The sequence below is a fragment of the Clostridium sp. OM05-9 genome (assembly GCF_003481465.1).
In the GTDB taxonomy this organism is placed as follows: domain Bacteria; phylum Bacillota; class Clostridia; order Lachnospirales; family Lachnospiraceae; genus Coprococcus; species Coprococcus ammoniilyticus.
On sequence record NZ_QULF01000003.1, the window covers coordinates 71,182 to 93,517 of the forward strand.

Sequence of the window (22,336 nt, forward strand, 5' to 3'; positions counted from 1 at the left end):
CTTATGAATTTAGCAGTAGTAAATGAAGCAGTAACAGAGATGAATGGTGTGGAGCATCAGTTTACAGAGGAAGAGAAAAACTTTGTTGTCCAGTTCGCATTCAGAAGTGGCAGCAAGGAAGACACGATTTCTCTTATTGAAGCTTTGGCACATTCAGCGGATAAGGCTGAGTCGGACGAGATTATGGTCACATACAGGTCTAAATATGATATGAAGCCTGCATGGGTGGAGCAGGTGGAAAACCTGCTTGTGGCACTTGAAATGTACCGTATCGAGGAGGAAAAAGCAATCAATCATCTGGCAGATATTTTGACTGCTTATGGTATTGATGTATCAGCCGAGGAAATCCGTACAACAGAGACAGAAACACTTAAAACAACAGTCAGAGAGAAAGTGGAGGTGCGATAATGGCAGAAGAGATTCAGGAAGCGGTGCAGATCATCCGTGTTGCTTATGATGGCATTGAGATTGCCATGAAGGTAGGATGTGGCGGAATAGCTGCCATGCAGAAGGCAATAGATTTCTTAAAAGGGATGCTTGATTATGAGAAGTCACTTGGCAAAACATCCATGAGAAAGCTGCTCTTAAAGGGTGGCGATTTACAGGTATTGCAGTTTAATACCGAAGATATGAAAAAGGTCGAAAAGATGGCAAAGAAGTATGGAATCCTGTATTCGGTACTTCCGGACTGTAACAGGAAAGACGGACTGAGTGAGGTAATCTTTCATACAGAGGCAGTTCCACGTGTGAATATGATGATACAGAAACTCAAGTTTGGTAAGATTGCCACATTTGACGATTATCTGAAGAATGGAGATGAAAAATCCCTTGGCAAGCTGATGGATTTTTTGAAGAAACAGCAGGGAAACGAGAAAAGCCACACGATAGAAGGGGATAGGGTTAATTCCGCCATTGACGGACTGATTGAGAAGGTCGGAATGTTTGCAATGGAAAAGAAAGCTATCAGTGTGGATCAGGTCAAGGAGAATTTCAGTATCAATGGTGAGCAGGCTGAAAGTGTTATCAAACAGCTTGAGACAATCGGTGTGCTTGGCAGCAAGAATGAGGATGGCACCCATACAGTCATGATGGACAAGGATGCATTTATCAACCGTGTCAGAGGCTATCAGGACCTTGCTGAGAGAATGAGGGCAGTTGCAGCATCAAAAAATGCGAACCTGTCAGATGTGACAATCAGCAAGAAACTGATTATCGAAGAAAATGACCATGCTGTTAAGACCAGAGTTCCCGGCACATGGGGAGAAGAGGCAAGATATGTATGGCTCCGTAAGGAAAACATCATGGAGATTCATGGTGGAAAGACAATGCTTACCTTCCTTGATTCAACCAAGGATTATAAGCTCTACGATGAGCAGAATCGTGTGGTGACAACCCAGAAAGGAACCGAGCTTTATACTCACTACGACAAGGTGGAGTCATCTGTCAGGGAGCGTTACGAGAAAGTGCAGAAGCAGCAGAAAAAGACCACACAGAAGAAAACTGTTACCACAAAGAAAGCGAGGTAGCAGCCTATGCAGACAACAAAGAAAATGCCGTCACTGATATTCATCCTTGTGGGTGCAGTGTTAGCAGGGTATCTTGGTTATCTGATAAATGGTGCGTGGACGGAAGGGATTGCCTTTAATGAATTTATGGACAGATTCAATGAAGTATGTGCTGTTCCTTTTGCCAATTATTACAATTCCAATACAGTAAAAGCAGTAGCCATTGCATTAGGTATCTATGCGATGGCTATTGTCATGTATTACACCAGTCAGAGAAACTATATGCCTGGCAAAGAATTTGGTACGGCAAGATTTGAAAATCCGAAGCAGGTCAACAAGATACTTGCAGATAAGGATGAAAATTTCAACCGGATACTCAGCCAGAATGTGAAGATGTCGCTGGATTTCAGGAGACTCAAGCTCAATGGAAATATCCTTATCTGTGGTGGTTCCGGAGCAGGAAAAACATTTTATGAAGTAAAGCCGAATCTGATGCAGATGCCGCATAACTGTTCCTTTATCTGTACCGATCCAAAGGGAGAAATCCTTAGAAACTGCGGGCAGATGTTAAAAAATAACGGATATAACCTGAAAGTCATTAATCTGTTAGAGATGGATAAATCAGACTGTTACAATCCATTTTCCTATATCAGAGAGGAAACAGATGTGGTCAAGCTGATTACAAACCTTATCAGCAATACGACACCAAAGGGAGCGACACCAAGTGATCCGTTCTGGGAAAAAGCGGAAGGATTGTTCTTACAGGCTATCTTTTATTATGTGTGGCTGGAGGTACAGCCGGCAAAGAGAAACTTTGAGACAGTACTTAAACTTCTTGGAGAGGCAGAGGTTACAGAGCAGGGGAAGGCATCAAAGCTGGATGTGCGTATGAAGTTTTTAGAGGAAAGTTCCCCACTCGGAGCCAATCATCCAGCAGTCAAGCAGTACAACAAATGTATGAGAGGTGCAGGAGATACCGTCCGTTCCATTATCATCAGTGCCAACTCAAGACTTGCATTTCTTGAAAATAAGCAGGTTTTACGATTACTCTCCAAAGATGAGCTTAATCTGTCCGATATCGGTATTGGTGTAAACGGAGATGGGGAGACAAAGACAGCACTCTTTTGTGTAATCCCGGATAGTGACAAATCCTATAACTTTATTATCGGTATGTTATACACGCAGATATTTCAGGAATTGTACTATCAGGCAGACTTTAATTGTGGTGGAAGGCTGCCAATCCATGTGACATTTATGTTAGATGAATTTGCGAATGTCGCATTGCCAGATGACTTCTGTTCACTGTTATCGACAATGCGAAGCCGTGAGATTTCAAGTATTATCATTATTCAGAACTTTGCCCAGTTAAAAGCACTTTTTAAAGATACCTGGGAGACAATTCCCGGCAACTGCGATACCTTTATCTACCTTGGTGGTAACGAGCAGAGTACGCACAAGTATGTGTCAGAGCTGCTTGGAAAAGGTACGATTGATAAGAAGTCAAGCGGTGAGACAAAGGGCAGACAGGGTAGTTCATCAAGAAATTATGATGTTTTAGGTCGAGAACTTTTCACACCGGATGAAGTCCGAAAACTAGATAACAAAAAGTGCATTATCTTTATTAGAGGATTTGATCCTATCATGGATAATAAGTTCATACCATTCAATCATCCGATGTTTAACCAGACAGCAGATGGCAAGGGAGAGCCTTATGTTCATCAGATAAGAGGAGCAGATAATCTTATCGGTCCGCCATTTGAGATTCTTTCAGACAAGGCAGTTAAGTATTATGAAAAGCTGAGGGATAAGGGCGAGAATGTGTATATAGATTCTCTTACCTATGAGCAGTTTATGATGCTTGGTGATGCGGAGTTAAGCAGAAGATTCTCCATGCAGGATGAGGCAGAGCAGAAAGCAAAGATTGACAGGGAGCAGGCAAATGAGCTTGAGTATGTCGATGAGTCACAGAAGTCTGATACTACAGAATGTGCTAACTCTTCTAATGGAAGTGCTGGTACTAAGCCTGTAAGGAATCCTGAGAGGGAAAAGCCTAAGTGGGAGGATACAATCACAAACCGAATGCTGCACTGGTCATATACACCGGAGCAGAAAGAGGAAGTGAAGAAGGCACTTGCGGCAGGAGTTCCGAAGGCAACGATTCTTACTTACTTTTATCCGGAGGTTACTGTGGAGAAGATGAGTTCATATCGAAAGAAGCAGTAATGTTTTTAGATATATTACAGAGTATATGATATAATTTGCTCACATGGTATGCTTCAGCTTATTGGACTACTAACATGTGAGCAGTTACAAAAGACAGAAATTATTTTATATTGGAGGTACAGGATGAATACGGAAAAGACTTTTGCAGATAGATTAAAAGAGTTGCGTAATATACGAAACTATACACAGGAAGAGCTGGGTAAGATAACAAATATATCTGTTCAGAGTATACGACGTTATGAACAAGGTAGACTCAATGAAGAGCCAAGTGCGTATAATCTTTTACAACTAGCAAAGGCACTAGATGTAACACCTGAATACTTATTGATAGGAGATAATAATATGACAAGTTACACGGAGGCAATTAAGAGAGAATTGAAGCAACTTAATGACTATGGACAAATATCTGAAATTAAAGAAACCGAGTTGAATTCCACGATTTTATCACATCTTGAGATGAGTAATGATTTAGTAGATGCTGTAAAGACGGATTGGAATGCAAAAGGCATATTTAAGAGGATAGAGAAAGAGGAAGATAAACAGATTGTGGTAGACAGTTATTGTACAAGACCTTATGTACAGGATGTCATATTACGATATTGCCAGAATAGATCTATATTTAAGACAAAGTTTGCAATAATTGATGGAATGCTTTTAGAATAAAGCAAATTTGAGAGTAAATTAGCACTTTAGCCATATGGTTAAGGTGCTTTTTTTCATACCTTGAAAGGAGATGGTCACAGCAAAAACGCATCGGGGAAAGCCCGATTAACCAGTACAACAGGCATTGCCTGATTATCATAGAGTAACTATCAACAGGACAGAAAGGAATGCATATATTCCGTTCGGAAAGCTAGCCGGATTGGAATATGTGTATTCCTTTCTGGCTTTTTCCGCTTCTGTCACTTCAAAAAAGGAGATTAAACAACATGAGAAAAGAACAGGTTATTTCAACAACAAACAACAATCAGATGGAGGAGAAAGGCATGAAGAGTAGATTCATTCACTTAAAAAAGAGATTCGTTCCGGTATTATCCGGAGCACTTATGGGAGTGATGCTTATGAGCACTACCTGTTTTGCAGCAGGTACAGGTACTTCCGCAGTAACACAGCCGCTTGAGAATTTAAAGACACTTATCATTGCAGTCATTGGTGCGGTTGGTGTCATCATTCTTGCAAAGAATGTTATGGAGTTCGCACAAGCCTACCAGCAGCAGGATTCATCTACCATGAACTCTGCACTGAAAGGAATTGTAGCAGGTGTCATGATGGCTGGTATTTCAACAGTACTGACATTCTTAGGCTTCTAAGATTGGGGAAATGCATTTCCCCTTTTAGTAAAAGGAAAGAGGTGAATAACAAGTATGGATATTTTTAAGCTTGGAGACAAGATCCTTGCACTTCTTGAGGCAGTGTTTGGGTTTTGGAACAATCAGATATCCCTGGTCTTTGCAATGCTTGGACAGTCACCGGTCAGTTTCAAGGGCGGAGGTCCCTGGGCAGTCATTGAGGGGATAGAGCCGGTCTTTGTAGCGGTCGGCTCTTCCCTCGTTGTGCTGTTCTTTGTTATCGGTTTCTGCTCGGAAAGCATAGATGTAAAAGATGAGATGAGGTTTGAATCAATCCTGCGTATGCTTATCCGACTGGGACTTGCAGAATGGTTTGTTGCAAATAATGTCACGATTATGAAGGCATTTTTTACTTCCATAGGAAATCTGGTAGGACTTATATCTGCCGGGACAACAACGCAGCTTGCCATTGACAGTACACAGGCAGATATCATTAAAGGACTCGGATTTGGTGAAAGTCTGGTAATGCTGATACTTACAGCTTTGCTTGCAATCATCATTATTATCTGTGGATTCTTTATCATCTACACAGTGTATTTCAGGTTCTTAAAGATACTGATTATTGTGCCGCTTGGTGCGATTGCATGCTCCACAATGGCAGGAAACAGAATGGTCAGTCATACAATGTCTACCTACTGCAAATATTTTCTTTCGTGTGTATTCGAGGCAGTAACGATGGCACTTGCAATTGTGGTATGTAATGCATTTATCAATGCAGGACTTCCAGCATTTACAGGAAGTTACGCTGACTGGGCACAGACGCTTATTTATTTGTGTGAAATGACATTTACGATAGCAATGACTGTTGGAAGTGTGAAGGGTGCACAGACACTTACAAGCAAGGCATTTGGATTATAGAAGGAGGCAGAAATGGATAATGAAAAGAAACAGGTTACTTATAATTCAAGCATAACCGGAGAAACGCAGGTGACATTTGATATCCAGCAGTATATGAATAACAGGGCAATGTTTATCGGTCTTATGTGTAATGAAGATGGATATGAGGAGCCTTTTGGGGATGTGACTGTGAATTTGTCGGTTGCAGCACCAAATTACTGCGGATATCTGAATGTGAATGACATGCCGGATATTGAAAAGTTTATTACAGATAACGACCTTGGAGAGTTTACAGGATTCACGCAAAGGAGTGGTTTCTGCGAATATCCGCTTTATCTGTTCAATGTAGATAAGCTTAGAGAACTGTGTCCGGATGGAATGGATAAGTATGAGGCGAATATTGGAATGACAAGAAAGCCGGAGACAAAGGATTTATCAAGATAGGAGGCAGGGACAATGGTAATCGAAGTAAACAAGGATATTGACCGCTATCAGGAATCGGTTGCGATGGGACTTACTGCAAGGCAGCTTATATTTTCTATTGCAAGCGTAGTAGTCGGTGGCGGTATCGTCCTTCTTCTTTACAAGTATATCGGTCTTACGGGTTCTGCTTATGTGGCAATTCCCTGTGTGGCACCGATTGCACTTGGCGGATTCTATTCCTTTAACGGGATGAATTTCTACGAGTATATGGGAAAGAAACTGCATTTTATGTTTGGAAACAAGGCACTTACCTATGTATCAACAGAAGGAGAGCCTGCAATAAAGCAGTTAGAAGTAGAGCAGAATGAACAGGTAAAGAAGAAAGGCAGAAAGGCTGAACCGGAGACTGTAACAGCTGATTCGGCTGTAAAGAAGCAGGAGGAGTTTGAAGAAATGAAGAAAAAGACAAGAAACATGCTGCTTGGACTTGTCGCAGTCATTGTGGCGGCAGCAGCTGGTATTGCAGCATATAAGGCAATGCATTAGAAATAAATAGTATCTGACCGCAAGGTCGGGAACACAGCCCGCAGGGTGAAGTTCCCGGCGGGCTTTCATTATAAGAAAGCGAGGTTAGAGACATGGGTTTATTTACAGACGGATTTAAGTTATTAAAGAAGGCGAGTGAGCCTTTGTATAAGACACCTAAATCCATTCAGGAAACCATAGAGATTATGGCGGTGGCTGAAAACGGCATTTTTGAAGTAAGCAAAAATAAGTATTCCAAATGCTACCGCTTTCAGGACATCAATTACACGACAGCAACCGAGGATGAGCAGATCGGTATTTTCGAGAGATACTGCAAGTTCTTAAATTCGCTGGACTGTAATTATAAGATTACGATCAACAATAAGAACAAAAACATGGATGAACTCCGTGACAAGGTTCTGATTGCTAAGAAAAATGATGGTTTCAATAATTACAGAAGAATTTACAATGACATCATTGAAGAGAAGATTATTGAGGGCAGACAGGGGATTGAGCAGGAGAGATACCTGACAATCACGATTGAGAGAAAGAACTTTGAGGAGGCGAAGGCACAGTTTGCAACCCTTGAGGCAACGATACACAAGGCTTTCATTGAGCTTGGTGCGGAGATTGTGCCTCTTAATGGAAATGAGAGGCTGAAAGTGCTTTATGACTATTATCATCTTGGAGATGAGGGCAGCTTTGATTTTGATATCAAAAAGGCAAAGAAGGTCGGGGCAGATTTTAGAAATGACCTGTGCAATGGGATGGTGAAATATTTCCCGGACCATTTTGAGGATGAGAGTAAATTCTGCAAGGCACTTTTTATCAAAAAGTATCCGAGCAGTTTGTCAGACAGATTCATCAATGAGATTACTTCCCTTCCGGTTCATTCTATCACGAGTATTGATGTGGTGCCTGTTCCAAAGGATCTGACAACAAAGGTGCTTCAGAAAAAATACCTTGGTATTGAGTCGGATATTATCAAACAGCAGAGAGTTCGTAATAAGAATAACGATTTTTCTACGGAAATTTCATACGCCAAGAGAACGGAGAAAAAAGAAATTGAGGAAATCATGGATGACGTCCGTGAGAATGACCAGTGCCTTTTCTTCGTGGGAGTAACCATTATTCTTATGGCAGAAAGCCAGAAGGAGCTTGAGAGTGTATGTGAGACTGTGGAGACCATCGGAAAGCGTAACAGCTGCACGATTGATATACACTACTTAAAGCAGAGGGAAGCTCTCAACACAGCACTTCCGATTGGTGTAAGACAGGTGGAGACAATGCGTACCCTTCTTACTCAGTCACTTGCGGTACTTATGCCATTCAATGTGCAGGAGCTTAATGACAGCACAGGCAACTATTATGGTATCAACCAGATTAGCAAGAATGTGAATATCGGTAACAGAAAGAAGCTTATCAACGGAAATGGCTTTGTATTTGGTGTGCCGGGTTCCGGTAAATCCTTCTTCTGTAAGATGGAGATGGGCAGCGTATTCTTGTCGGGAGATGATGAAATAATCGTCATAGATCCAATGAACGAATACTTTGATATTGCTGAGACTTATGGTGGAACAGTGGTAAATATGTCCACCTACACGGATAACTATGTGAATCCGCTGGAGATGGATGTATGGAGCCTTGATCCGAATGATTCCAAGGGAATGGTAAGAGAAAAGGGCGAGTTCATGCTTGGTCTTTGTGAGCAGTGCATCGGTGACAGCTTAAATTCAAGACAGAAGTCAATCATCGATCGCTGTGTGAGAAAACTGTATATCGACATTGCAAGGAGCAAAGAGAAGTATATCCCGGTAATGAGTGATTTTTACGATATTCTCATGGCACAGCCGGAGGACGAGGCAAAGGACATTGCATTGTCACTAGAGCTTTTCGTAAATGGTTCACTTAACATCTTCAATCACCAGACAAATGTGGATGTGGATAACAGATTCACAGTATATGGCATCAGGGACTTAGGTACAGAGCTTAGTCCTATCACAATGCTTGTCATGATGGAGTCTATTCAGAACAGGATTGTTGAGAATGGCAAGAGAGGCAAGGCAACATGGCTCTATATTGATGAGTTCCACGTCTTACTTAATTCTGAGTATTCTGCAAAATATCTGCAGCAGCTCTGGAAGAAAGTAAGAAAGCAGGGAGGTCTTTGTACAGGTATCACGCAGAATGTCGTCGATCTGTTGCAGAATTACACAGCAACCACAATGCTTGCAAACTCTGAGTTTGTGGCACTTTTGAAGCAAGCAAATACGGACAGTTCCAAGATGGCGGAAGTTATCGGGGTATCAGAGGCACAGCTAAGATTCGTAACCAATACTGCATCGGGAATGGGACTTATCAAGTGTGGTTCTGTGGTGATTCCATTTGATAATCAGATTAGTAAGGATACAGATTTGTACAGACTGTATAATACCAACATTCATGAGAAGATTGCGGAACAGAAGAAACGTGAAATGCAGAAAAATGTCGAATAATGTTGATAGAGGTCGCAATTTGCGACCTCAAAGCATAGCCATCCGGGAAGCTGGGTGGCTGTTTTGCATTTTGAGTGAAAGAAGGTGAGAACATTGAAGATAAAAAAGGTGGATGACAAGCCGATGATCATTCACACAAAGGAGAAAGCTAAGATTCATGCCCACGAGCCAAAGGGTGCCAAGATTAAAGGCAACAACATCTATACAGTAGAAAGAGGTCCTAAGACTATCGGTGCAAAGGTATCTGATGATAACAAGAAGTCCTATCGAAAGAGTACCATTCATCAGTCAGAGCCGAAGAATAAGGGACTATCAAGATTCAAGCGAAACCTTAAAGAATCAAACACTTCCATCAAGACTAAGAACACCAATCTTCACATTGCAGGAAGAACAGGTGTACTTGCAGCCGGGGCAGTAACGGAGCAGGTGGAAGGCGGGTATGAGGTATCGCAGGCAGCATATCTTGCATATGAAGCAAGCCAACCTGTTACCGGAACTGCTTCCAAGGGGGCAGCACTTTTCAGGAAAAAGGCGGCAGCCGAGGCAAAGAAGCGTATCAAGAAGGTAGAGGCAGGAAAGAAGCTGGCAAAAAAGACAGCAAAGAAAGCTGCCAAAGATACAGCCAAGACGGTAGCTAAAGAGACGGCAAAAGAAACAGCCAAGACAACTGCCAAGGTTGCAACAAAAACTGCGACAAAGGCAGCTGCTACAGCGGCAGGAACAGCGGTTGCACCGGGAGTTGGTACTGCAATCGGCATGGCAGCCGGATATGCTGCAGGTGTGTCCATAGAGGTCAAGGATGAAAAGATGACCAACCGGAGCAGGAAGATAAAATTCTTTCTGGATAAGATGAAAGCACAGGAGAATCAGACAGACAGCGTGGCAAAACTGGTAAAGGATCTGATTGTGCGAAAAGCGATTACCTGGGTAAAGGCAGCTGCACCGATTATCGGATTGGTGCTTTTATTACTTGTTCTTGTAGTTGCCATGATTGCGGTTCCGGTTATAGCGGTGATAGCAATCCTTTACAATTCTCCATTTGCTTTATTTCTGCCACCACTTGAATCAGGAGATACCGTGCAGACAGTAACGAGTGCTTATGTGCAGGAGTTTAACCGGGATGTGAATACGAAAGTGAATGAGCATACCGGATATGACCTTGGAGAGCTTGTATATGTGGATTATGAAGGTATGGAAGAAAACCCAAGCAATTACTATGACATCATGGCAGTCTATATGGTCAAGCATGGTATCGGAGATACTGCAACAGTCATGAATGACATTTCAAAAGGCTGGCTGCAGGCAGTAGTAAATGATATGTGTTCATACACCACAAGCACAGGAACAAAGGATGTGGAAGAAACAGATGCAGACGGTAATGTAACTACTGTCACGAAGTCGGTTCTGTATGTGAATGTCACACTGAAATCGTACAGAGATATGATTTCGGTCTATGGATTTAATTCTGATCAGGTGGAAATGCTTGAGCAGATCATGAGTCCGGAGTTTATGGGACAGCTTGGATATGCCGGAAGCGGAAGTGGCGGCGGAGGCGGAAGTCCTGGAGTAAGCTCCATGACTGAGGATGAAATCAATGCCATCCTAAACGGAATTACAGACAGCAGGCAGAAAACAGTCTGCTCCTATGCACTTCACAGAGTTGGCTTCCCTTATAGTCAGGATTTAAGAGACAGCGGTAACTATTATGACTGCAGCTCCTTAGCCTATTATTCATGGAAGGATGCAGGCGTGGATATTAGTTACGGCGGTGCAACCACAGCGGCAGCGGAGGCACAGGGACTGGATGAAGCCGGAAAGACAGTCTCCTTTGATGAGTTACAGCCGGGAGACCTTATCTTCTACAGTTTTACAAGCAACGGAAGATATAAGAACATCAGCCATGTGGCAGTATATGTCGGAAATGGCAAGGTGGTAGAGGCACTTAATGAAAGTCTTGGTGTGGTCTACAGGGATGTGGCAAGCACAGGAAAGATTGTTGTGATTGGAAGACCATAACAGAAAATTTGCGGAGAGGGCATAGTCCCTCTCTGAGACTGGAGGTAAGAATGGATTTAAAAGATATGATACTGGTAACAGAAAACAACAGGGGAACAGAGATAAATATGCTGATGACTCTGGATGATTATAAGAGTTTTATAGCAATTGATGACATGTCAGAGCTTGCAGACCATCTGTTGCAGCTTGGAAGGACACTTGGTGAAGCAGATAACTTCACAGAGTATTACAGGGCAGCAAATGTAACTGTATCTGCGAGATTCTGTCTGGATGATATTCAGCTGGGACACTTTCTTCAGGGACTTTATAACGATTCCAAAGAAATTCGGTTTGATAAAGAAGCCAGTTCTTCTGAATGTGTTGCAAAGCTTAAGGAGATTGGAATGACCGATAAGGGCTGGGTGGATGATTTTAACCTGCATTATGAAAGTGTGGACAGATTATTTGAAAGGGGACAGACATTCCATAACTTCAATGACCATGATTACATGGTGCTTGAAGCATTATCACCAAGGAATCTTGTGGTGATGGATATGAAGTCAGGTTCCCTTACAATCGCCCTTGGTGCGACAGAGTATAAGCGTTATCCGAAGGATGAGAAGCCTACAAAGGACAATACCACAATCGGGGTATCGTGGGAGCATGGCATTTATCTTGGTTCCACACTCTCAACCACGAATTTCAAGGCATACAAGAGGGAGTATGGCACACCGGAAAAGATAGAGGATATCTATGATTACAGGGCAAAGCTAAAGCAGAAGTTCTATTTTTATCAGGATATGTCAAAGGATGATGATGTACCGAAGAAGCTGCAGAATGACTTCCTTCACCAGATGTATGAGGATTTTGGAACGATTGAAGAGGACTGTTTTTACGACAGGCTGGAAGATGGAAAGTACGATGGAGGCTTTAAGGAAAAACAGGTAAAGGAAGAAAAGAGCCGGTGATGATATTTTTACAGGAGGCGATATCATATGGAACAGGAATTTGATGTTGAGATAAAAGAAGTGCTTTCACGAGTACAGAAAGTAAAGGCAGAGTCGCTTGACGATGCCATCAATAAGGCAATGGATATGTATTATGCAGAGCAGATAGTCCTTGGAGCAGAGGACATGAAGGGAGTTGATTTTGCACCTATCAGCGAAAGTCAGCTCCCTTCTTCATTAAAAGAAAACGGAGGAAGAGCAAGATGAAAAGTGATTCAACAACAGTAATTAATAACATGGAGTTTTTAGTAAAGGAACTTCATAAGGAGTGGGACAGATCGGGTGCTTCTAAGGCATCCGTTATTATTTCCCTTGAGGAAGTAGATGGTATCAATGATAAGTTAAAAGATATTATCTATCAGACACAGAAGTCAGTCGATGAGGATGAGCTGACCTTTAAACAGAGCATTGCAAAGTCCAAGGAGTGCTATGTGCTTCTTCGTGTGGTGCGTAAGATTGTAAAGAAAAAGGATAAATGCGAAAAACAGGCAATCGACAATGAATTTGCAATCGAGCTGGATAAGGATGAGTTAAAGCTCTTTAAGGGATTGTTTGCAGAGATGTTTAAGTAGAGGAGGACAAAGGTATGGGCGTTGATATGAAGGTCAAAGCGATATACGATTCTGAGATTGGTAACATCACCAGATCAGAAAAGAACTGGAAGGATGTGTTAAAGGTCGCAGGTCAGTTATACCGCTATGAATTTGACAATATCGTTATGGTAACAGCTCAGAGACCTCCGGAAAAAAGCACACTCATGGCAGATTATGATACCTGGAAAAAGGTGGGAAGATATGTAAAGCGTGGTGCGAAAGGCTGCGCCATCTTCCCGTCAAGGGCACTGAATCCACGCATGAGGTATATCTTTGATATCAGTGATACCGGAGGGAAGAATGTCAAACTGACATGGGACCTTGAGGGAGAAAATCTTAAGGATTATGTGGATTTTCTTGTGTCAGAAGGTCAGATTGAGCAGTACGATAACAGCGACAGGGAGTCTCTAAAAAATATATTAAAACAGTTTACAGGAACAGATGTTTGGCTTATAATAAAAGAAGAGTTCGGAGACCGAATGACCGAGCTTATGCAGCTATCAGGTAGTGTGATAAAGGAAGAAAGTAAGAAACGCAATGGCTTACAGCAGGAAATGGACATGGAGCAGCTTGTATATGCAAGTGTCATGTATGCTGTAGGGACGAGATGCGGATTTGACTTATCTGTGCAAGAACAGGATTTTAGTCAGATCGTAAATATCAAAGACGAAGAGATTATTTACCGTCTTGGTTCCATTGTATGCGATGTCTCCTGTAGTGTTCTTAGAGAATTTAGTCGTAACTTAAAGGCAATCGAGAGCGAAAGGAGAATTGGATATGTTAGAAGAAATGACTTACAAGGAAGTGGACGGACTGCTTTATCCGCAGATAGAGATGCCGGACGAGACGGAGGATCTCACGAAGCTGGGCAAATACGGAAGGATGGCGATGAACTATCTAAAGGAGAACGAGCCGGCAAGATACAAGACGCTGATGAGATTCGGGAAGATGTACGAGAAGATGTCAGCGGTAGAGGAGGAAGCGAACCAGCTGTACGACCAGCTGGAGATGCAGTATCTGGCGAAGCACAAGCCACAGAATCCGTCATCGACAATGGAGATGTGGAAGATAAGAGAGCAGGCGAAGATGCAGGCAGAGGAAGTGGTACTGAATCAGATAGTGATGCGATTCCACTAGAATCTGATGATACAGAACTGAATAGGGAACTTGATGAAATCAATTCATTGGGTGTTAGTAAGGAAGCCGAATATACACAGGCTTCCTTTTTTTTCGACCAGAACGGGCAGGCAAGCATTGGCACCATTCATACTGAGGATGAAAACAATAATCAGTTTATGCGTCAGTTCGAGCAGGACAGAAAAGCTGCATTAGCAGGTAAATACAATTACCTGAATCCCAAAAAGTCTGCAACAGTACCAAGTGAGTATATCAAACAGGTGCTTATGAGAGGTACAGGTTTTATCGGTGGTAAGGGCAGGGTATGCAAGATTTTTGAAACAGAGATTGATGCAGGAACCAGAGCAAAGCGTATCAAAGCAGAATATGGTCAGGGAGGTGCAGGCTGGCCGGTTGACGGACTAGGGCTGCACGGATATGACACATTTCATGGGAATGGACTGCGTTTTCAGTGGCGAGATGAGGATGGAGAGGTTGAAGGATATGTTTCATGGAAAGATATCGAAAAAGAGCTTGGTGTCCTTATTCTTACAGGGGAATACCAGTCTGAGACACCTCGTATTGATGAGCTTGCGATGGACGGACTCCGTGAGGATGATGAGGTCATTGATGCCGAATACCGGGAAGTGGAACTGGAGGAGGCAGAATCAGAGATTGATGATTACGCAATACCGGATGAGCCGGAGAGCTATGCTTCTAACAGAGATTATGTAAGTGCAAAAGGCATGACACCACAGGAAACTGCCGATGAAGATCGCATGGTAACACAGGCAGAATATGGTGCTGAGATAGAAGCTGAAACAACTGAAAAAGATCCATCAGAGCTTCAGTATATTACACCGATTGATTATGCCAAGCGTATTGAGGAGCTTGATGAAGACCTGCGTGATGCGGCAGAGATTCTTGTAACAGATTGCAGCTGCTACACTCCGTTTAGGGCATTCCTTATGGATGTTGTGCAGTCTGATTTTGCATTTATGCCAAATAAACTTGACCTTATCAGGGATATTGCATTAGGGACAGATAATGCAGAAAGAAAGGCATATTCCAACAATAAGTATGGTCTTGTGGAGTACTCAATCAGAAGCGGGTATGTGAAGATCAGCTATAAGAACAGGAACGGTGTGCGTAAGGAAGGTGCTCTCGACTGGCGTGAGTTATACGAGATTTTATCCTATATGGTAAAACAGCCATTTTACTGTGGAGAAGACCAGAAGAAGTATTATCAGGAGACAAAGCAGAAGGCTGACAGGGATAAGATGAATCCGGTCTATAAGAGATTCTTTGATATCGAGGATAGTGTAAAAGCCAATCGTCTTGAAACCAGGGAAAGAGCAATAGCAAATGGCTGGGAAACCAAGATTGATGAGAATGGACATGTGGTTTCAGATGACGTGGTGTCAGTAACTGTGGGTGGTATTCAGGCTGATACAGAATCACAGGAAACTGTAGATTTTACACCAAAGCAGGAACCAGTACAGCAAGTAGAAAGTCTCGAAAATGAGAAGAATGTTGACAGGCAGACGAAGCACAACTTCCACTATAATCTCTGGGAAATGGAAAAAGGTGGAGCTAAGACCAGATACCAGTGGAATATGGATGCAATCCGCACTTTAAAGCAGATTGAATCAGATAACCGTCTTGCAACACCGGAGGAGCAGAGAATTTTGTCGAAGTTTGTCGGATGGGGCGGATTATCACAGGCATTTGATGATAACAATGAAAGCTGGAGCAAGGAGTATGCAGAGCTGAAAGAACTTCTGACCGATGAGGAATATAGTGCTGCAAGGGCAACTGTAAACAATGCCTTTTATACTTCACCAGAGATTGCATCCTGCATGAATCAGGCACTTGTGCAGTTTGGTTTCAGAAGTGGCAATGTATTGGAGCCATCTATGGGAATTGGTAATTTCTTTGGAAGTATGCCCGCACCTATGCAGAGCAGAAATAAGCTGTACGGAGTAGAGATTGACAGCATTTCGGGAAGGATTGCAAAGCAGCTTTACCAGAATGCAAACATCTCTATTACAGGATTTGAGAATACTACTTATCCGGATAACTTCTTTGATGTGGTTATTGGAAATGTGCCATTTGGAGATTACAAGGTCTATGATCCAAAGTACAACAAGTATAACTTCCGTATCCATGATTATTTTCTTGCAAAAGCACTTGACCAGGTAAGACCGGGAGGAATGGTTGCTGTTATTACGACAAAGGGAACGCTTGATAAAGCGAATCCGACAATCCGAAAGTATCTGGCTGAAAGAGCAGAACTTGTTGGAGCTGTCAGACTTCCGAATACTGCATTTAAGGATAATGCAGGAACTGAGGTAACAGCGGATATTCTGTTTTTGCAGAAGAGGGAGAGAAAGATTGATATTGAACCGGACTGGGTGCACTTAGGTGTTACCGAGGATGGCATAGCAGTCAACTCTTACTTTGCAGAACATCCGGAGATGATGCTTGGTCATATGGAATATGATACAAGAATCTATGGACAGGACAGCAGATATACAGTCTGTGTCAGTGATGATGAAAACTTTAACATGTATGAAGCATTGAATAAAGCAATCGCCAATATCAAAGCCCAGATGACAGATTTTGAGAGAGTGGCAGATGAGGCGGAGCAGACGGAGGAAGTTATCCCGGCTGATCCGGATGTGAGAAACTACACTTACACATTTTTTGAAGGAAAGCTCTATTACAGGGAAAATTCTGAGATGGTAAGAAAAGAGGTATCACAGACTGCCGAGGAGCGAATCCGAAGTCTTGATGAAATCAGACAGATAACAAGAGAGCTGATTGATATCCAGATGGATGGCTGCAGTGAGGAGGAGCTTTCTGATAAGCAGAGACTTCTTAATGTGAAATACGATGCCTTTATAAAGCAGTATGGAGCCATTACCTCAAAAGCAAACAGAATAGCTTTCAGAGATGACAGCGATTACCCGCTTCTTTGCAGTCTTGAGGAAGTAAACGAAGACGGGGAGGTGAAAAAAGCGGATATGTTTTATAAGCAGACGATTAAGGCAAAGACTGTCATAGACAGAGTGGAGACGGCTGTTGAAGCATTAAATGTATCCGTCAATGAATTTGGATATGTGAATCTTGCCTATATGCTCTCTATCTATGAGCCAGATATTACTAATGCAAAGGAAGAGCTTGCAGAAAAGTCCGGGCAGACAGTGGATGAGATAACATTTAGTGATGATGCTTTGGCAGAGCTTAGAAGGGCAGTTCTTGTGGAAGAACTGGATGGACTGATTTTCCTTAATCCCGACCGTTACAACGAGAACAATCCTGATATCGGCTGGGAGACAGCAGACGAGTATCTTTCCGGCAATGTGAGAGACAAGCTCCGTGTAGCAAAGGCTATGGCAGCTGATACAGACAATCCGCAGGCAGAAAGATTTGCAGGCAATGTGGCAGCACTGGAAAAGGTGCAGCCGGAGTGGATTGAAGCTTCAGATATTGATGTAAAGATTGGTACGACATGGATTGAGCCGCTTGATTATGAGCAGTTTATCTATGAGCTTCTCAATACACCAAGAAGAGCAAGGGCAGTCAGAAGCCAGTTTTACAATACAGGCATTCAGGTACACTTAAATAAGATGAGTATGGAATGGTTCATCGAGAATAAGAGCATGGATAAGCATTCAGTGGCAGCTACTAGGACTTATGGTACAAGCCGCATGGATGCTTATTCTATTTTTGAGGATACGCTGAATCTTAAAACTGTAACAGTAAGGGACAGGATTGATGACGGTGATGGCAAATATCATTACGAAGTCAATAAGAATGAGACAATGCTTGCAAGGGAAAAACAGAACATAATCAAGGAGAAGTTCAAGGAATGGCTGTTTGCAGAGCCGGAGCGAAGACAGAAATATGTGGAATATTACAACGAGACATTCAATAACATCCGTCTGCGTGAGTATGATGGAAGTCATTTACAGTTTCCGGGAATGAATCCGGCGATTGAGTTAAAGCCACACCAGAAAAATGCGGTGGCAAGAATCCTTCTCGGAGGAAATACACTGCTTGCACACTGCGTCGGTGCCGGAAAGTCCTTTGAGATGATGGCGGCATGTATGGAACAGAAAAGACTTGGACTTGCCAATAAGACAATCATGGTTGTTCCAAAGCCGCTTATCGGGCAGACTGCATCAGAGTTTTTAAGGCTTTATCCGTCGGCAAATATCTTAGTTGCCACAGAGCGTGATTTTGAGAAGAGCCGCAGAAAGCAGTTTGTATCAAGGATTGCGACAGGTGACTATGATTGCATTATCATGTCGCACTCGCAGTTTGAGAAAATCCCGATCTCCGCAGAGAGAAAGGAAAGAATGCTTAACGAGCAGATTGATGAAATCAGCTATGCGATAGATGAGATGAAGGAACGTAACGGAGAGAGATGGACTGTAAAACAGATGGAAAGCCAGAAGAAAAAACTGGAGGAACAGCTGAAATCTCTGTCTGATGAGAGCAGAAAGGATGACCTTATTACCTTTGAGGAGCTTGGCGTAGATTCTATCATGGTAGACGAAGCACATAATTTTAAGAACCTTGCGATTTTTTCCAAGATGAATAATGTGTCAGGTATCAGCAGCAGCGGAGCAAAGAAGTCAACGGATATGCAGCTTAAATGTCAGTATCTATCAGAGATAAATGATGGCAGGGGCATTGTGTTTGCTACAGGTACACCGATATCCAATACCATGTGTGAGATGTATGTCATGCAGCTTTACTTGCAGAAGGCAGCACTTGAAGAGATGGGGATTTATCACTTTGATTCATGGGCAGCGAACTTTGGTGAAGTGACAACTGCACTTGAACTTACTGTAGAAGGAAGCGGCTTTAGATTTAAGAGCAGATTTAATAAGTTTACGAATCTGCCGGAACTTATGAACATTTTCCGTGAGGTAGCTGATGTGCAGACTGCAGACATGCTTGACCTTGATGTGCCTGCACTTCGTGGAGGCAAGCCTATTATTGTGGAGTCGGAGCCTGACTGGTATGTGAAGCAGGTCATGGAAGACTTTGTTGTGAGGGCAGAGCGTATCAGAGGCGGTGGAGTTGATCCAAGCGTGGATAACTTCCTAAAGATTACCCATGAGGCAAGACTTCTCGGAACAGATGCAAGGCTGATTGATAAGGATGCACCAAATAATCCGGATGGAAAGCTCAATAAGGTAGCGGAGAATGTCTGGAAGGAATATGAGAAAGGAAATGCCAACGGTCATATAGGCTGCCAGCTTATTTTTTCGGACATCGGCACACCGGGACCGGATAAAGACTTTACCATCTATGATTATCTGAAGGAAACACTGGTGCAGTATGGTATTCCGGCAGATGAGATAGCATTTATCCATGATGCCAAGACCGATGCCCAGAGGGATGCACTCTTTAAGGAGATGAGGACGGGTAAAAAGAAAGTGCTTATCGGTTCTACGGACAAGTGTGGAACAGGTGTAAATGTGCAGACACACCTTGTTGCAATGCATCATGTGGACTGTCCTTGGAAGCCAAGCTCCATTGAACAGAGGGAAGGACGAGGCATCAGGCAGGGCAATGAAAATGAAGATGTTGCAATCTACAGATATGTCACCAAAGGAACCTTTGATGCATACAACTGGTCGCTCGTCGAGAATAAGCAGAGATTCATCAGTCAGGTCATGACAAGCAAGGCAGTAAGCCGAAGCTGTGAGGATATCGACGAGGCAACACTTTCCTATGCAGAGATTAAGGCGGTTGCCACCGGTAATCCTTTGATCAAGGAAAAGATGGAGATTGACAATGATGTCCAGAGATTAAAGCTCTTAAAGGCATCCTATGACAATCAGAGATATGGCTTGCAGGATAACTTTATGATCAAGTATCCAAAACTCATTAAGACAGCAACAGAAAAGCTTGCCAATGTAAGAGAGGATGTAAAGGCAAGGGATAAAGAGCTGATTGATAATCCGGAATTTGCCATTACTATAGGCAAAGCAACTTATACTGAGCGTGTGGATGGCGGAACGATGATGCTTGAAGCAATCAGCAAATGCAAGACCGGAGAGACAACTGCAATCGGTAAATTCCACGGATTTGAGCTGCTTGTGGAAAAGAACTTCCTTGGCATCAATTATATGGTGCTTCGTGGAAAGACTGAGTACAAGGCAGAGCTTTCCACAAGTCCTGTCGGCAGCATGGTAAAGCTGGAAAACCTGTTCAATGGACTCCATGAGAACATTGATTTCTTGGAAAAGAAGATTGAGCAGTACCAGAATGATCTTGAAGCATCAAAGGCAGAGTATGACAAGCCATTTGCATACAGCAAGGAACTGGAAGAAAAGCTGGCAAGACAATGTGAACTGAATGCCCAGCTTGACCTTGAGAACGCAAAGGCTGTGGATGCAGACCTGAGCGGACCAGAGGAAGAAAGAGAAGCTGATGACAGAATGGAAGCTGCAGCAATTGTAGCAGAGGATAAAGGTGCTTATCCAGCCGACAGAGAGGGCAGAACACGATAGGAGAGTGAATAATATGAGCATAAGAAAAGTGGTCGCAGGACTACTGATTACAGCAGGGATTGCCATTATGGCAGTCCCTTTTTTCTGGCGGACAACCGGAGAAAAACAGACAGAACAGCTCATAAGTGAATTTGAGCAGACATTGGAGGATGATTACGATGAAGAAACAGATGTGGAGGAAGAGCAAACCTCCATTAGTAAAGAGGATGAAGCCATTCTTAAAGAAGGCGGTGTTATCGGCATCATTGAGATACCGAGCATAGATATCAGATATCCGGTAATGGAAGGAACGAGTGTGGATGTCCTTAATGTCGGGATTGGTCACATACCTGAGACAGCAGGAATCGGAGAAAGTGGTAACTGTGTGCTGTGCGGTCATAATGGCAGCAGATATGGCACATTTTTCACACCACTAAATCAGATTTCCATAGGAGATGATGTGACAATTATCGACAAAAACGGACAGACTCATATCTATGAAGTAACAGGTACAGAGGTGGTAAATCCTTATGATAACAGCATCAAGACTCAGGGAGAGAAAAAAGAATTAACTCTTTTTACCTGTTCGCAGAAGGGTACTATGCGTTTTGTGGTCAGATGCAGATATAAGGAGGCAGTTGTGGATGAATAAAAGATACAGACTGTGTGATGTGGAAGAAGCTGTATCAGAGTCAGAGGAGCTTATTGATATAGCAGATGACATTGCAGAGATAGATGAAGATATGCAGCTTGTCATAAGCGGATGGGCTGTGTATATAGAGAGTCTTAACCTTACGCTTAGGCAGGGAATAGCCTGTGTATGGGATGAAGGGGAAAGACTTTTTATGCCGGACTTTGATGTGACAGTTGTGTATGAAGGAAACATCGAAAGTCAGGAATGGCTCTATTATGAGCAGGATGGATTTGTTGTTACTCTTGGCAACTGGTTAAATGGCAGGATGTCAGGTGGACAGATAGAACAGCTTTGGTGTGAGCTTGTCATACCGGAAACTAATAATACAGATAATGAAAGCGAGGAATAGCGTATGAAGTATTCAATTAAAGTAAACGAAGTAAGAAGCAAAGAGGGCAGTAATATCAAGGGATTTGCCACAGTGGTATTTGGGGATTCATTTAAGATTACCAATATTGCAATCCTTGAGAATAAGGACAAGGGTGAGCTTTTCGTATCAATGCCTAGATACCGCTCCAATGAGCGTGATGAAAGCAATGGCGTCATCTATAAGGATGTGTGCAATCCTATCACAGCAGAGTTTCGAGAGGAACTCTATACCAATATCCTTGATGCCTATGCAAGAATCAAGGAACCGGAGAAAGAGGAGACACAGAAGCAGGACAGAACACAGGAAATGCCTGAGTTTTCCGTAACTGTGACACCTTATGAGAGGGAAGGCAGTAACATCAAGGGACTTGCACGTATTTATTTTGAAAACAGTTTCATCGTAAATAATATCAATATCGTGCAGGGAAAAGAGAAAATCTTTGTATCAATGCCTTCTTATAAGACAAAGCAGGTGGACGAGCAGGGCAAGCCAATCTATCAGGATGTCTGCTATCCGGTCACAAAGGATTTCAGGGAAAAACTCTATAATGAGATTATCTCGGAATATGAGAAAGCAAAGGATAAGAGCAACGAAAAGGCAAGAGAGAGTGCAGAGAAACATCATGGCAATCCCGATAAAGAGAAGGACAAAGAGGCTACACCCTTTCGATAATTAGTAATCAAGGTACAGGG

17 protein-coding genes are annotated in these 22,336 nt (G+C 42.7%); all 17 read left to right on the forward strand.

Features of this window, described 5'->3' with window-relative positions; all coding sequences use genetic code 11:
- The first annotated feature begins 3 nt into the window (after window positions 1-3).
- The 17 genes from DXB77_RS05685 to DXB77_RS05765 all read left to right on the forward strand — a co-directional run bounded on the left by DXB77_RS05685 (window position 4) and on the right by DXB77_RS05765 (window position 22,316).
- Complete coding sequence (locus DXB77_RS05685; RefSeq protein WP_006858865.1) at window positions 4-408, forward strand: hypothetical protein; 405 nt, start codon at window positions 4-6, stop codon at window positions 406-408.
- Complete coding sequence (locus tag DXB77_RS05690; protein WP_118662809.1) at window positions 408-1,526, forward strand: PcfB family protein; 1,119 nt, start codon at window positions 408-410, stop codon at window positions 1,524-1,526. The genes DXB77_RS05685 and DXB77_RS05690 overlap by 1 nt, the downstream gene beginning before the upstream one ends.
- 6 nt (window positions 1,527-1,532) lie before the next feature.
- Window positions 1,533-3,728 carry a VirD4-like conjugal transfer protein, CD1115 family gene (locus tag DXB77_RS05695; RefSeq protein ID WP_118662810.1) on the forward strand — a complete coding sequence of 732 codons (2,196 nt, stop codon included), beginning with the start codon at window positions 1,533-1,535 and terminating at the stop codon, window positions 3,726-3,728.
- 123 nt (window positions 3,729-3,851) lie between these two features.
- Complete coding sequence (locus tag DXB77_RS05700; protein ID WP_227701393.1) at window positions 3,852-4,391, forward strand: helix-turn-helix domain-containing protein; 540 nt, start codon at window positions 3,852-3,854, stop codon at window positions 4,389-4,391.
- A 266-nt stretch (window positions 4,392-4,657) separates the two neighbouring features.
- Window positions 4,658-5,038 carry an electron transporter RnfA gene (locus DXB77_RS05705; RefSeq protein WP_118662811.1) on the forward strand — a complete coding sequence of 127 codons (381 nt, stop codon included), beginning with the start codon at window positions 4,658-4,660 and terminating at the stop codon, window positions 5,036-5,038.
- A 54-nt stretch (window positions 5,039-5,092) separates the two neighbouring features.
- A complete protein-coding gene (locus DXB77_RS05710; RefSeq protein ID WP_118662812.1) occupies window positions 5,093-5,935 on the forward strand; it encodes a hypothetical protein in 843 nt (280 codons plus the stop codon).
- A gap of 12 nt (window positions 5,936-5,947) precedes the next feature.
- Complete coding sequence (locus DXB77_RS05715) at window positions 5,948-6,358, forward strand: DUF4313 domain-containing protein (protein WP_006858871.1); 411 nt, start codon at window positions 5,948-5,950, stop codon at window positions 6,356-6,358.
- A 12-nt stretch (window positions 6,359-6,370) separates the two neighbouring features.
- Window positions 6,371-6,883, forward strand: coding sequence for a PrgI family protein (locus DXB77_RS05720; protein ID WP_118374824.1), 513 nt, complete (start codon window positions 6,371-6,373; stop codon window positions 6,881-6,883).
- 92 nt (window positions 6,884-6,975) lie between these two features.
- A complete protein-coding gene (locus DXB77_RS05725; RefSeq protein ID WP_118662813.1) occupies window positions 6,976-9,357 on the forward strand; it encodes a VirB4-like conjugal transfer ATPase, CD1110 family in 2,382 nt (793 codons plus the stop codon).
- A gap of 84 nt (window positions 9,358-9,441) precedes the next feature.
- The gene (locus DXB77_RS05730; RefSeq protein ID WP_347559475.1) at window positions 9,442-11,373 is read left to right on the forward strand and encodes an NlpC/P60 family protein; all 1,932 of its coding nucleotides are present in this window, start codon (window positions 9,442-9,444) and stop codon (window positions 11,371-11,373) included.
- A gap of 50 nt (window positions 11,374-11,423) precedes the next feature.
- A complete protein-coding gene (locus tag DXB77_RS05735) occupies window positions 11,424-12,320 on the forward strand; it encodes a hypothetical protein (RefSeq protein ID WP_118662814.1) in 897 nt (298 codons plus the stop codon).
- Between the two features lie 27 nt (window positions 12,321-12,347).
- Window positions 12,348-12,566, forward strand: a complete 219-nt coding sequence (locus tag DXB77_RS05740; protein ID WP_015567852.1) for a DpnD/PcfM family protein — start codon at window positions 12,348-12,350, stop codon at window positions 12,564-12,566.
- Window positions 12,563-12,931, forward strand: a complete 369-nt coding sequence (locus tag DXB77_RS05745) for a hypothetical protein (RefSeq protein WP_118662815.1) — start codon at window positions 12,563-12,565, stop codon at window positions 12,929-12,931. The genes DXB77_RS05740 and DXB77_RS05745 overlap by 4 nt, the downstream gene beginning before the upstream one ends.
- 14 nt (window positions 12,932-12,945) lie before the next feature.
- Window positions 12,946-20,601, forward strand: a complete 7,656-nt coding sequence (locus DXB77_RS13440) for a helicase-related protein (protein ID WP_118662816.1) — start codon at window positions 12,946-12,948, stop codon at window positions 20,599-20,601.
- Window positions 20,602-20,614: 13 nt separating this feature from the next.
- On the forward strand, window positions 20,615-21,232 hold the full coding sequence (locus tag DXB77_RS05755; RefSeq protein ID WP_118662817.1) for a class D sortase: 618 nt from the start codon (window positions 20,615-20,617) through the stop codon (window positions 21,230-21,232).
- Window positions 21,225-21,623 (forward strand): hypothetical protein, encoded by a 399-nt coding sequence (locus DXB77_RS05760; protein ID WP_117908538.1) that lies wholly within the window; start codon window positions 21,225-21,227, stop codon window positions 21,621-21,623. Before DXB77_RS05755 ends, DXB77_RS05760 begins: the two co-directional genes overlap by 8 nt.
- A gap of 3 nt (window positions 21,624-21,626) precedes the next feature.
- Entirely contained in the window at window positions 21,627-22,316 is a 690-nt protein-coding gene (locus DXB77_RS05765; protein WP_117908539.1) for a SpoVG family protein, read from the forward strand.
- The last annotated feature ends 20 nt before the right edge of the window (window positions 22,317-22,336 follow it).

Coding starts and splice junctions, on each gene's coding strand:
- DXB77_RS05745 (WP_118662815.1), top strand. CDS start 12,563: ATGAAAAGTGATTCAACAACAGTAATTAATAACATGGAGTTTTTAGTA.
- DXB77_RS05755 (WP_118662817.1), top strand. CDS start 20,615: ATGAGCATAAGAAAAGTGGTCGCAGGACTACTGATTACAGCAGGGATT.
- DXB77_RS05700 (WP_227701393.1), top strand. CDS start 3,852: ATGAATACGGAAAAGACTTTTGCAGATAGATTAAAAGAGTTGCGTAAT.
- DXB77_RS05765 (WP_117908539.1), top strand. CDS start 21,627: ATGAAGTATTCAATTAAAGTAAACGAAGTAAGAAGCAAAGAGGGCAGT.
- DXB77_RS05710 (WP_118662812.1), top strand. CDS start 5,093: ATGGATATTTTTAAGCTTGGAGACAAGATCCTTGCACTTCTTGAGGCA.
- DXB77_RS05715 (WP_006858871.1), top strand. CDS start 5,948: ATGGATAATGAAAAGAAACAGGTTACTTATAATTCAAGCATAACCGGA.
- DXB77_RS05705 (WP_118662811.1), top strand. CDS start 4,658: ATGAGAAAAGAACAGGTTATTTCAACAACAAACAACAATCAGATGGAG.
- DXB77_RS05720 (WP_118374824.1), top strand. CDS start 6,371: ATGGTAATCGAAGTAAACAAGGATATTGACCGCTATCAGGAATCGGTT.
- DXB77_RS05690 (WP_118662809.1), top strand. CDS start 408: ATGGCAGAAGAGATTCAGGAAGCGGTGCAGATCATCCGTGTTGCTTAT.
- DXB77_RS05740 (WP_015567852.1), top strand. CDS start 12,348: ATGGAACAGGAATTTGATGTTGAGATAAAAGAAGTGCTTTCACGAGTA.
- DXB77_RS13440 (WP_118662816.1), top strand. CDS start 12,946: ATGGGCGTTGATATGAAGGTCAAAGCGATATACGATTCTGAGATTGGT.
- DXB77_RS05685 (WP_006858865.1), top strand. CDS start 4: ATGAATTTAGCAGTAGTAAATGAAGCAGTAACAGAGATGAATGGTGTG.
- DXB77_RS05695 (WP_118662810.1), top strand. CDS start 1,533: ATGCAGACAACAAAGAAAATGCCGTCACTGATATTCATCCTTGTGGGT.
- DXB77_RS05725 (WP_118662813.1), top strand. CDS start 6,976: ATGGGTTTATTTACAGACGGATTTAAGTTATTAAAGAAGGCGAGTGAG.
- DXB77_RS05735 (WP_118662814.1), top strand. CDS start 11,424: ATGGATTTAAAAGATATGATACTGGTAACAGAAAACAACAGGGGAACA.
- DXB77_RS05760 (WP_117908538.1), top strand. CDS start 21,225: ATGAATAAAAGATACAGACTGTGTGATGTGGAAGAAGCTGTATCAGAG.